8 protein-coding genes are annotated in these 13,257 nt (G+C 32.2%); 5 read left to right on the top strand and 3 right to left on the bottom strand.

Annotated features, from left to right (window positions below; all coding sequences use genetic code 11):
- The first annotated feature begins 80 nt into the window (after positions 1-80).
- The 5 genes from PW52_RS17065 to PW52_RS05060 all read left to right on the top strand — a co-directional run bounded on the left by PW52_RS17065 (position 81) and on the right by PW52_RS05060 (position 9,442).
- The gene (locus PW52_RS17065) at positions 81-908 is read left to right on the top strand and encodes a T9SS type A sorting domain-containing protein (RefSeq protein WP_052823393.1); all 828 of its coding nucleotides are present in this window, start codon (positions 81-83) and stop codon (positions 906-908) included.
- A gap of 302 nt (positions 909-1,210) precedes the next feature.
- Complete coding sequence (locus PW52_RS05075) at positions 1,211-3,844, top strand: T9SS type A sorting domain-containing protein (protein ID WP_044631857.1); 2,634 nt, start codon at positions 1,211-1,213, stop codon at positions 3,842-3,844.
- 163 nt (positions 3,845-4,007) lie between these two features.
- The gene (locus PW52_RS05070; RefSeq protein WP_044631856.1) at positions 4,008-6,215 is read left to right on the top strand and encodes a galactose-binding domain-containing protein; all 2,208 of its coding nucleotides are present in this window, start codon (positions 4,008-4,010) and stop codon (positions 6,213-6,215) included.
- A 456-nt stretch (positions 6,216-6,671) separates the two neighbouring features.
- Positions 6,672-7,013 (top strand): hypothetical protein, encoded by a 342-nt coding sequence (locus tag PW52_RS05065; protein ID WP_131453975.1) that lies wholly within the window; start codon positions 6,672-6,674, stop codon positions 7,011-7,013.
- 236 nt (positions 7,014-7,249) lie between these two features.
- Complete coding sequence (locus tag PW52_RS05060) at positions 7,250-9,442, top strand: T9SS type A sorting domain-containing protein (RefSeq protein ID WP_044631854.1); 2,193 nt, start codon at positions 7,250-7,252, stop codon at positions 9,440-9,442.
- A 124-nt stretch (positions 9,443-9,566) separates the two neighbouring features.
- Here PW52_RS05060 and PW52_RS05055 read toward each other — a convergent pair whose 3' ends face one another.
- The 3 genes from PW52_RS05055 to PW52_RS05045 all read right to left on the bottom strand — a co-directional run bounded on the left by PW52_RS05055 (position 9,567) and on the right by PW52_RS05045 (position 13,210).
- Positions 9,567-11,000 carry a sulfatase family protein gene (locus PW52_RS05055; protein ID WP_240475149.1) on the bottom strand — a complete coding sequence of 478 codons (1,434 nt, stop codon included), beginning with the start codon at positions 10,998-11,000 and terminating at the stop codon, positions 9,567-9,569.
- A 148-nt stretch (positions 11,001-11,148) separates the two neighbouring features.
- Positions 11,149-11,334, bottom strand: a complete 186-nt coding sequence (locus PW52_RS05050; RefSeq protein ID WP_044631852.1) for a hypothetical protein — start codon at positions 11,332-11,334, stop codon at positions 11,149-11,151.
- A gap of 346 nt (positions 11,335-11,680) precedes the next feature.
- Positions 11,681-13,210 carry a sulfatase family protein gene (locus tag PW52_RS05045; protein WP_044631851.1) on the bottom strand — a complete coding sequence of 510 codons (1,530 nt, stop codon included), beginning with the start codon at positions 13,208-13,210 and terminating at the stop codon, positions 11,681-11,683.
- Positions 13,211-13,257 lie beyond the last annotated feature (47 nt).

Genomic DNA, 13,257 nt, shown 5'->3' with positions numbered 1-13,257 from the left:
AAAAAAGGCGTATTACAGCAAATAAACTTGTAGTGATTAGTATAATTTTGATGAATATTAATTCATAAAAACATACTATCATGAAACAAAAATTACTTTTATTAATCGCAATCGCGTTTGTTAACATTACTAGTTTATCTGCTCAAATTTCAGGGAACTCTTGGTATCTAAATCATGCAACTAATGATATTATAACTCCTACAAACATTATTTTTGGTTCGTATTCTGCTTCAGAAACAAACCCAAATACTACTGGAATTAACACTAGTACCACAGTATCTAGTTTTGTCAAAGCCGATGGGAATCATTCTCAAATTAAATTTGATTTAAGCGCAGCTCCAATTACAGATCTTACAACAACAACATTTAAAATTCAAGCTTATTTAGATGTAGCTCAAGCTACAGTAGATGCTGCTACTGCATGTAATATCCGTATTCAGTTAAAAGATGTTGGATCAAACACTAGTACAACAATAGTAACTAAGACCATAAGTGTTGGACAAGAATGGGTAGAATACACTTTTGATTTTTCGGGAATTACTCAATCAGCTTCTAGTTATGATCAAATGATTATATATTTCGCATCAGCAGATACTGATGATGATGCTATAGGGTTTGAATACTTTATTGATGCTTTACAAGGACCAAATTTGGGTACTTTAAGTTCTAACGAAATTTTAACAAATAATTCTAAATTACAAATTACTCCAAATCCAGTTAGCCATAATTTTCAATTAAGTGATAGTAAAGATGTAAAGAATATTCAGGTTTACAATATCAATGGTTCTTTGTTAAAAACATTTACGGTTTCTGACAACTATAGTGTTAGTGACTTAGCAGATGGAATATATATTGCTAAAATCAATACAGCTTTTGGTTCTAAGGTAGTTAAAATTGTAAAAAAATAATTATCTATTTTTAAATAATTCTTAAAAGAGATCCCATCATCAAAAGGTAATATGGTCTCTTTTTAGTTGATAATTATTTTTAATTTGTTGGTTTCATATATGGGTTTAAGCCCCTACAATTTCACTGCAGCACTATAGTGACAAAAAAATAATGTCTTTATGATATGTAGAATATTCATTTACTTTTTGTGGGGACTGGTTCTAATCCATAATAAGTGTTGTGGTGTTTTAATACAATTAGCTTAATCTATTTATTTCATTTTTTAAGAGATAAGCTATAATTAGAAAAAGAAAAATTATTGATGAAAAAAAGCATATTACTAATAATATACTTGTTTATTTTACAGGTTTTTTCGCAATCCACCAATGGTCCAGAATATATAAAACAAGAACTTACTAATAGTGGTGTTTACACTTCACCTAACTTTGAATTCACAACAGCATACGATTCATATAACACTGTTTCTGTAAACGGAACAATACGAGGGATGTTCTTCGAGGGACTTCCTTATACTAATGCTGCAAATGGAAATAATGATACAAAAGTATTTGCATGGTATGGTGAACCTGCTGGTCTTGCTGTAAATGAAAAAGTCCCAGCCGTAATATTAGTACACGGTGGTGGAGGAAGAGCTTTTACCGAGTGGGTAGCAGAATGGGTTAATAGAGGCTATATAGCAATAGCTATGTCTAATAGAGGGACTACGCCAGATGATTCTGACACATTTCAATATGCAGGTCCAAGTCAACCATTTTTTTTCTCAGACAATGATGGTCTTTTACAGGATCAATGGTTTTACCATGCCATAGCCAATTCCATGCTTTCTAACAGTTTACTAAGAAATGATTCTTTTACCACGCATGTAGATAAAAATAATATTGGAATTACAGGAATTTCTTGGGGAGGAATTATAAACACGGTTATTGCAGGTATAGATGAACGCTTAGATTTTGTGATTCCTGTTTATGGTTGTGGCTTCTTATACAATTCACCTGTGTATTCCAACCAATTTTCTCAAATGAGTACCATTGCCCAAAATTTTTTCCTAGAAAACTGGGAACCTTCTTTGTATGCGCCTTTACATACTGCACCAATATTATATGTAAACGGCAATAAAGATTTACAGTTTACCTTAAATATTTTCGGAAAAACATACGAAACCTCTAATAGTACTGAAAAATTCCTTCGAATAGAAAACCTAATGGGACATGGTCATGGTGCTGGACGACAACCCGAAGAAATTTATGATTTTGCAGACTATATTACTGGTTTTAATACCAATGCAGTAAAACCATTAGAATTTACTTCTGAAACCATTGATAATAATAAAAACATAAACTATAGCTACAGTTTTGAAGGAGCTGTTGATGAAGCACTGTTGTTTTACACTAAAGATACTTTACAATGGGGTAAAGCAGATGATAAGTATTTGTGGTTAACACAAACTACAAACTTAAACAAAGGTGTAAATTCAGGAGTAATTACAACCACACTTCCAGATGACGCCCAAGCATACTATGTAAATGTAAATAATACTACTGATGGATTAATGTATAGCTCAGTTATCAAATATGCCATTAGGGATTATGATTGGTATAATTATGAAACAGATACATTTAACACACTAATTAATAATACTTCAGGAGGTACTTTAACAGAGGACACCACAAACCCCAATACTTCTGGTATAAACACAAGTACTTATGTAGGTAAGTTTGAAAAAACATTGGGAGATGATGCCAAAATTGTTTTTAATTTAAACGAAAACATTACCGATATTTCAGTATTCAAGCAAAAAATCAAGTTATATATAAGTAATGCTGACTTATCTTCTATTACAAACAATAAAGTAAGAATCTATTTATCAAATTCTGAAATAGATTATAAAACAAGCAGTTTATATGAAGAAGCTATTCTAAACTCTGGACAATCATGGATAGATTACACCTTTGACTTTACAACAAAAACAATACCTACAGACATTCTATATGCAGGCGGTTTTAATCAAGCTATTTTAGTTTTTGCTCCAGATGACACAACAACTTCAGGGACAGTTTATTATTATGATGATTTACGAGGCACGATAGATCAGCCTGAATATATAGCTCCAGAACCTTACTATAATTGGTTGAATTATACGGAAGATATTGCCGTAGAAGAAATCAATTATGTAAGCAAAGTTGGAGGTGATTACACCAAATTATATGATATATCATTAGATACTGATGTAACAAGTAGTGGATCTACATCGGGAATAGCTACAAAATTTACTAAAACAACAGAAAATAGCTGGCAATTTGCCCAAATGCGTTATGATTTTGAAGATGGCGCAATTAAAGACACCGAAAGTATCACCTTTAAATTAAATGCTCTATTTAAACCAGAAACTATTTCAGAAATAAACATATTAAGCGACGATAGCAGAAGTGTAAGCATCTATCTGCAAGATAGAGTGGGAAATACTAATTTGAATCAAAAATTTCAAAAAGCATATTTTACCCAAACTAATGTATGGGAAACCCTAGAGTTTACATTCACATTATCCGAACTAAGTGCTTATGACAGATTGATAATTATGCCAACTGCAGGACTTACATACCCCATAGATGAAGATGGAAATGAGTTAATAAACGAAGACTTAATTTACTATATAGAATCTTTAACTGCTAATGAAAATATAGGAGCAACCTTATCTATTGAAGATTCTTTCCAACCTTCAGAAACATTATTAGTATATCCAAACCCTGTAAAAAGTATTTTACGAATTAACAAAACGGCTAAAAATACCGAAATACTAAATATCTTAGGACAAAAAATACAATCTTTTAAAAACACAAATCACTTTAATGTATCCCATTTAAAAAATGGCTTATATTTTTTAAAAGTAAACATAGAAAACCAGCCTACTCAAGTATATCGTTTTATAAAAAAATAATTTATTTGATTACAGTATAAAAGCTAATTATTATTAGGTTAAAAACACCTAATCTCATCTTGAAGGCAAATGTGGATAGGCTTAGTGGTGAGACTAGAACATCAGGATAACAAAAACAGCTCTTTGAATAGCATATTTACAAAATCTTTAATCAATAAATACAATGAAAAAAGGAACACTAAATGCCATATTCCTAATGCTCTCCAGCACACTCATTGCACAAAATGTAATTGGAGTAAATCCAGAAAACGCTTTAGATGAGGCCTTTTTTAAATTTATACCATCTATTGATTATAGTGGCATATTAGCACAAAGTGGCACCACAAGTTTTACAACCAACTACTCACCTTCTGGAAGTTATTGGCTTGACCCTACAGCAACTGATGAAGAACATGTTTATTTAGCCAAATTACAGCATGAAGCAACTACATCAGAAAACTCATGGGAACTTAGAATAGGTCAAGGGGGACAAATTTACTCCTTTAAAAGTGCTTATGGCGAAGGCATCCCTCCTCAGTCTAAAGAACATTCCACTTGGAATGATGAGGTTTGGCAACCTGTTTCTGTTTCTGGCTTAAATAACAGAGATTTTACATCTGCCTTTTATTTTATTCATGGAGCTGGGGCCTATAACAACGATGGTATTGAAAAAACCTGGTATAGTCCTTTAATGGCTTCTTATTATGATACTACTGAAAAATCCTATTCTGTTACCAATTGGGGGGCACAAGCACATATTCCTTCTCTGTACAAATCAGAAATTTTATACACAACAAAATATAGAGAAATTGGAGAAGGTGTTTTAGAAGTCACCTACTTCATTAAAAATTTTGGAGATGAAACCATGGTTCACATCAATGCGCCTTGGGGAGGTGTTCGTGCTTCCAATTTACGTAGTAAATTTGTAGGGCTACCAGATGGAAGTATTGAAATTTCAGAAGGAAATACAGGTACTACAGTCGACACCAGAGATATTGATGAAACCGGTGGGTTTGTTATATGGTCTGAAGATACGATTAACAGTACTGCAGCCTCAATGGGAATGATATTTGGAAACGAAGTTAAAACCGCTGAATTAGCGGAACATGGTTTAAGAAATGTTTTTTTTAGACTTGGACAAGTTGGTGGAGATACAAATCCGCGAGATTATACTTTATTTACCGTTATTTCACAAATAGACATAAAGCGTGGAGATACATTTTATTACAGAACGTATTATATAAACGGAACAAGAGATTTTGTTCAAGAAAAAGCAAATCTACTAGCTCCGTATAGCGATTATGGCTTTATAGAACCTAATGCCGCCGAAACGCCTAAAACAATAATTTCAGTTGCAGATTCCAATGAAGGACTCTCACAAACAATCTATTTAAATACAAGTTTCACCAAAGATATGGTTCCTATATTTCTTATGAAAAATACGGTAACAGGAAAAGAATACATTTCACCAGATCCTTATTACAATGTCACTACCGAACCTTTGGTAAATCCATATAATGTCGGGGACCCTGAATATGAAACCTATCAAAATAGGTTTGTATATAAAATTCATGAAAGTGATATCGAACATGTTAGGCTTTTAGGATATGCCTATGACAAAAATATGTCTGGCAACTCCGCTTTCTCACTTCTTGATGACTTGATTTTGGACAATACCAAAGTTGTTCTAACAGATCAATATCTCAACCAATTATGGGTTCAAACCTCAGAAATTTTACCTAATCTTGCCTTAGATGGAGTGGCAACACAATCTTCCACCCTACACAGTGGCGATGCTTCTAGAGCTATAGATGGAAATCCAAACGGTGCGTTTTCAGGGGCATCTGTAACACATACTGGCTCAGATGCTGAAACATATTGGCAGGTAGAACTAGATGCAGAATATCCTATTGGACTCATTAACGTTTTTGGCAGAACAGATAGTTGTTGCTTAGAGCGTCTTTCAAATTTTACCGTGTTGGTTTATGATGCGAATGGAGAATTAACCTTTTCTCAAACATTTGACACCTATCCCGACCCTTTGATTTCCATAGACGCAAATAGTGCTATAGGTAAAACGATAAAGATAATTAATAAAACTGGCTTACCATTATCTTTAGCAGAAGTTCAGGTTTTTGAGGCATTAAACCTATCGGCTACATATCCAGAAAATAACATTGAATTGTTTCCTAATCCTGTAAAAACTTCATTTAAACTAAACAAAAACAATATTCAAAGTATTAATATTTATAACATTTCAGGGAAATTAGTAAAGATTTTTAATAAGCCCGAAAACGAGTATATTATTGATGGTTTAGTAGCCGGAATTTACATTGCTAAAACAATAGATTTTGGAGGAAAAACAGCTATTGGGCGTTTAATAAAGTTATAGCCAGAAGTAACAAATGAATCATCCTATAAAAAAAGCCTCAATCGTAATCTAGTTATCACTCAGAAAAACTAAAAAGAAATATTTCAAATTTGATTTATCTGGAAATTCAGTTAAAGTTGTAATGTACTTACCTACTAGCAATATAGCTTTAATAAATTAAAGGTAGTGAATTTATATTGCTGCTTTTTTTGTACTTCAATAAAATAAAAACCGAATGTTTGACTTATTAGCAATTTATTATATCTATTAAAGCTTACAACAAACAGTAAATAGGAATAAATGAAAGAAACTAGCAATTAATTGATCGATTACAGAAATAAGTAAAACCAAAGTTTTAATAATTTTGAAGTTAGAGATAGAAATGTTTTCAAAACTTTATGTTATTAAATATTTATGGACAAAGTTGAAAGAAAACAAGATCTGAAAAACTAATTAAAAATTAAAAAAAATTAAAAAATGAAGAAAATTTTATTCACTTTAGTATTGGGATTATTAGTTAACATTACTACTATGGCACAATCTAATAACGATCGACGCGCGGAAAGAATTACACAGCAAGCTATAGAAAAAATAGAGAGAACAATAACCTTAAAAGAAGAAGAGAAAAAGACCTTTGTTACCTTGAAAAAAGAACAACTGTTTAAACATTTTGAAATTGTTGAAAAATATAAAGCAGATGATCCTGAAATGTTTAGAGAAAAAATAAATGAAAATAACCAAAAGTTAAATAAATCGATGTTTGAAGCTTTTGGTAAAACAAGAGCTAGAGAAATATTAGGTGCAATGAAAAATAAATAAAAAGTTGTTTTATTAGTTAAAAAAGCATTAATAAATTATTGTTAATGCTTTTTTAGCTTAAAATATAAAATGACAAATTTAGAGATAGAGAGTTAATTACTTATTAAACCCTTGTAAGTGATTTGTTAAAAATTATTGAAATAAAAATGATTATTAAAAGATGAAATACAGAGAATAATGATTGATTTTGATCAATTGTTTTTAGTTTATTGTTCATCCAAAATTATTTATTGAAAATGAAAAAAATATTACTTAGTACGCTTTTTGCTTTGGCTTTTTTGGGTATTAAAGCTAATGCTCAAGAATCTCTTGAGGGTTCTTGGGGGGTTCGTCTAATTGTTAGTGGCGGTTCTAAATTGGATAGTAATGCTGATGATGATGACTGGGTTGCAGGTGCACAAGAAATTGTAAATGAACTACCTTCTGCTGGCCATGTAATCACTAATTTTACACACCCTGCACATGGCTATCACTTTACCTTAAGAACTAATGCTAATGTGGATATTGCAAACGAAATTCATCAAGATTTTGTTCCATCACTTGAAAATGAACAAATTATTTTAGACGTTATCAACGTATTAAAAAACGGAGGGAAAAAAGTCATTCTTTATATAGCTACCGATGGTCCATCTGCACGTGGAGGTACACCCGACAATGCTACTTATGAAGCAGCATGGGCAAACTACTATAATAGCACGTTTGGCGGAGATGAGGGAGCAGCGTGGAGAAATCTAGCTAGAGGTTTTGCAGAACGGTTTAAAGGTTTGGCAGATGGGTATTGGCTAGATCATACAGGTAGTTGTCCTGGAGGCATTGTAAATTTTATAGCTATGTTAAAAGATGTAGACCCTACTTTGCTTATTACCGGTAATGGTGTTGAGGAAAATGTAACAGACTTTGATGATTATTTTGAATACCCGGATGGAACTGTTATGCAAGTTGATGTAGATGGACCAAACGATACAGATCCAACAAATTACAGAATAAAAACATTTAACACGTTCTCTCCTTACTTAGAGTTTACTTCTGGTCACCCAACACCATTAGCACAAGGTGCACCACCTAACTCTTGGGCTTATGAAGAATTTACATTTCCAGAAATAATTGCTCAAACTACTTATTTTAATCCTGATACAGATCTTGTAAAGCATGCTTGGATGCCGATGAGACAAAGATGGACTAATAGTAGTTACCCTTTGTTGTTTGAAATAGAGCAAGCCTACAGATTTGTACGTACGTTAACAGATGGTAACTGTGCCATAACTTGGGGAAATACGCAAACCGATGGTAAAATTACGCCAGAGGAAATGGATATAATGAAGGCAATAGATTCAAGATTAAGAATGTCCCCCATGCCTGATTACGTTCCCTATTCAAGACCCGAAGGGGCAATATTAGTTGGTGAATCAACAAATAATCGTTATCAACTTATCTTTGCTGATCAACTTCCAGACAAAGAACTTGGTGACTCGGACATGCCAACAGGAGCTTTAGCGAGTTCTGGATTACCAGTTACAACTACTAGTTCAGATACATCAGTAGCTACAATCGTAAACAATCAAATTCATATTGTAGGTATTGGAACAACAACAATAACCCACACACAAGCTGGTAATTCTGTGTATGATGCAGCGGTAGATGTTACTAGAACTTTAACAGTTGTAGAAGAACTTAATGCAATAACTGCTCAAGTTATAGTTACTTCAGGTGGAGGAGAGCAAACATTTGCTATAAATGAAGCACTAGAACCTAATATTGTATCAGGTTTGCTAGGTGTATTTTCTTCTAATGAAACATATACACAACTAAGAGGAACTAATACCGTTTTAAATAATATTAGTGGTAAATTAGAATTTTATGTACAAACTGATTCAGGGAACAAAACAGGGAATATAGCATTTGATTTTAGAACTGTCGCCGGAACTCAAGCTACAGTTACCGTTACTGTAGAGGGTTTGACTCCACAAGTATATAATGTAGTAAATACGAATACAGACATATTGGTAAATTCTGGAGGTGTATATGATCAATACCGTCTTGATTTCACAAATACTGTAGATTTTAGTAATACACCTACTAAAGTTTCCATAGAAGTTAACGATTTAGACCATGGTAGTGCAACAATTGTAACTGCTGCAAGATTTTATAATTTTCATTATACAAACCAAGAAGAATTATCAAATAATTCTTTTGTTAAAAACGATACATCTTACATAGTTATTCCAAACCCAGTAAAAGATAGTTTTGTTATAGGAGGAGATTTTAATGAAAAATTTGAAATGTTGGAAGTTTTTAACATTTCAGGAAAATTAATTAAATCATTCAAAAACCAAACTAATTTTGACATAAGCGACCTAACCTCTGGTTTGTATTTTGCTACTGTAAAAACTGCAAATCAAATTACAGTAGTAAAATTAATAAAAGAATAATTATTATACTGAAATCTAAATTTTTATGTTCTATAGATATACACTATATCATATCTATAGAGCATAAAAACTTTGGACTTACAACAAAAAAACTGCCTTTATAACAAACGACTAGATAATAAATTTATCCTTCTATTTTTCCTATTTTTCTGTTTTCACTTCCTTTTGCAATTCCAACATTTAAATCACCTAGTTCTTTTCTGTATTGTTCTACAACCTCCATTAGTTCAAGTACTTTTTCTGGGTAGGATTCAATTACATTAATACGTTCTCCAGGGTCTCTCATCATATTGTAAAGTTCAGGTTGGTCTATAGTCATTTTTACTTTTCTTGCACGATAACCATCATTTCTTGGTTTTATGTTAGCAGATCCATAGGTATGTGGTAAAACCAATTTCCAATTCCCTTTTCGCACACCATTTAGATGATTTTTTCCAAAATAATAAAGAATGGTTTCACGTGGGCTAGCTTCAAAGTCGCCTTTCCAAAGTGACGTAATATCAACACCATCTATTTTATTATTAGATAGTTTACCATTTGTTATTGAGGTCAATGTGGGTAGCAGATCAATTGCAGACGCTAACTTATTACAAACAGTTCCTTCAGGACTATTTCCTGGCCAACGAATTATGAATGGAACACGTTGTCCTCCTTCCCAACTTGTAAATTTCCCTTCTCTTAATCCCCCTGTAGAACCTGCATGATTACCATAGCTCAGCCAAGGACCGTTATCAGAAGTAAAAATAAAAATTGTATTATCTTCTAGATTGTTTTGCTTTAATGCTTTGTTTATTTCACCTACAGACCAATCTATTTCCATCATAACATCACCGTATAACCCATGTTTGCTTTTTCCTCTAAACTTTTCAGATACGCCAAGAGGAACATGCCCCATGGTATGCGGCACATACAAAAAGAAAGGGTTATCTTTATTTCTGTTAATAAAATCAACGGCCTTTTCGGTATATAGAGTTGTTAGTTTATCTTGATCTTTCAAGCTAGAAATTGTTTCAGAAATTCCATTTCCTACTATCAAAGGTAGCTCGGGATAACTCCCTCTACCCCTGCCTTTTGGCAATTTTTCACCTGTAACATTATCATATGGCCACATATCATTTGAGTAGGGTAAACCTACAAACTCATCAAAACCATGTTGTAATGGTAGAAACTCTTTTTGCCATCCTAAATGCCATTTTCCAAAGCAAGCTGTAGCGTAATTTTGGTCTTTAAACATTTCGGCTATGGTTAATTCAGATGTATTCATTCCAATAGTATCTCTTGGAAATAGAGCTCCAGTTAACCCAATTCTATTAGGATAGCAACCTGTTAAAAGTCCAGCTCGTGAAGCACTACATACAGGTTGAGCTGCGTAATAATTAGTAAACCTCATGCCTTGACTTGCTATATGATCTAAATTTGGGGTTTGAAAACCTGTTGCTCCATAACAACCTATATCACCATAGCCTTCATCATCTATTAATATAAGTACTACATTAGGCTTTTTATTATTTTGTTTTTGTTTGCTTTGACTACAATTATTTAATAAAACTGAACTCATAAAAATTAAAAGCATAAATTTTCTCATAATTGAAATTGTTAATTATATAAGGTGATTTTAATGTGTTTGCTTTTTTAGTTTTACTTGTTTTGAAGATGGTTTATTAATTCTTTTGAAACGGACATTTTCAAGTTTTCTATAACTTGCCTTATTGAAATGCAAATTGAGCTTGTGACCATGGTGAACTAATAATATCGTTTTGTTGTGTTTTTCCTTGGGTACTTAGTTCTTCTTTTATTTGTCTAATTAATAAATCTTTCAATTCCTTAACTTTATCTGTATATTTATCTGCTATATCATGTTGTTCTTTAATATCTGTTTTGGGAACTGACAAAAGGACTTCTCCTTTTTCTATTTTTTATTTACTTTTAGATTTTGCAATGTACCTTTATGAATATATTTATAGTTTATTCTATGTTAGAATAGTATTACAACTTCAAAAATAACCGAACTACTTCAAATAGACTTTCTTATTTCGACCATTAAATTGCTAGATTAAACAATTATTTGTCAATTGAAGTGTTGTGAGATATCTTTGCAAAACCTTATAGTTTTGAATAAGAAAAGCTAACTAAAACATAGCTGTATTCTTTTAATTTAACTGATTTTACGCATTCAAATCAGTTATTTCGTGTCTAGTCGGAAACAGACACTATTTATGTAATGATTAATTTTATTACTTATTTAAGATTCACAAATTCCGCCTGAGGCCAAGCATGCCTTATAGAATCATTTTGCTGAACTTTACCTGGAGTACTTCTACCATCTTTTATTATTTGAGCTAACAATTCTTTTAACTCCTTAACTTTATCAGGGTGTTGCTTTGCTATATTATTTCTTTCTTTTACATCTGTTTTTAAATTGTATAATATATATTCTGGAAGTGGGGTTTTAAGTTTATGTGGTTTTCCTCCAGGTGTAATTCCTGAGTTTGGCGAAACAATTAGTTTCCAATCTCCTTTTCTAATAGCAAAAATTCCAAATTTATCATGATGTACAGTAGCTTTTCTATTATAGGTTCCTTTTTGTGTTAATAAAGGCATCATACTATAACTGTCCTCAGCTTCGTTATCTTTTAATTGATAGTTTACTAGATCCGCAACAGTAGCCATAAAATCAGTAGTACAAATAGTTGTATTACAAACTGAATTAGGCTGTACTTTTCCAGGCCATTTTACTAAAAAAGGAACTCTATGTCCTCCTTCTAAATAACTACCTTTAGAGCCACTATAAATATAACTAGGATTATGATTTTTCTTTTTTAACACACCAATATTAGCTGTTGATGCTGCACATCCATTATCACTCGTAAATACAATCATCGTGTTTTCCTCTATTCCTTGACACTTAAGTGTTTTAAAAATATCTCCCATCAAATCATCTACCATCATCACAAAATCTGCATATTCGTTGATATCGCTTTTCCCTTTCCAAGGAGCTATTGGCAATACTGGACTATGTGGGGCTGGTAATGGCAAATAAAGAAAAAAGGGTTTTTCATCATTTGCCTTTTCTTTAATATAAGAAACTGCCTTGTTTACAAAAGTGGGCAAAACCTGGTCGTGTTTAAAATTATCCGCGATAGCTCCTTTCATCCAGGCAGTAAATGGAAACTCTTTTCTGCTTCTTTCTGTTATTTTTGTGGGTATTTGGGTGGCTTTATCATTCTCTAAATATACATAAGGAGGCATATTTAAAGAAGTGGAAATAGCGTAAGAATAATCAAATCCTAAATCTAAAATTCCGAATTTTAAAGGTTTGCTATAGTCTATTTGATTGAAGTCCAATCTATCTCCCCTCCTATCTGTTATATGATCAAATTCTGGACTATTGTTTTTCATAGACCAATTTAAACCAAGGTGCCATTTACCAATATTTGCTGTTTGATAACCGTTTTCTTGCAACAATTTAGCCACCGTTAATCGATCTTTTCTAATTAATGTAGGAGCATTTCCCAAAACGATAAACTCTTTTAAAGGAGTTCTCCAGCTATATCTACCCGTTAAGATACTATAACGTGAAGGAGTACAAATAGAAGAAGTGGTATGTGCATCTGTAAATCTCATACCTTCAGTTCCCATTTTATCCAAATGTGGCGTAGGGATTTTACCATTTTCATTATAAATTGTCAAATCACCAATACCTAAATCATCCGCTAAAATATAGATGATATTAGGTTTTTTATCTTGGGAATACACATTACTTTGCATAAAGATGCATTGTAATATGATTATTATAATCAGCGAATTATTTTTTA

It is taken from the genome of Neotamlana sedimentorum, from assembly GCF_000943565.1.
Classification (GTDB): Bacteria; Bacteroidota; Bacteroidia; order Flavobacteriales; family Flavobacteriaceae; genus Neotamlana; species Neotamlana sedimentorum.
Note: the sequence above shows the minus strand (reverse complement) of the source record. Positions and strands in the feature narration are given on the sequence as shown.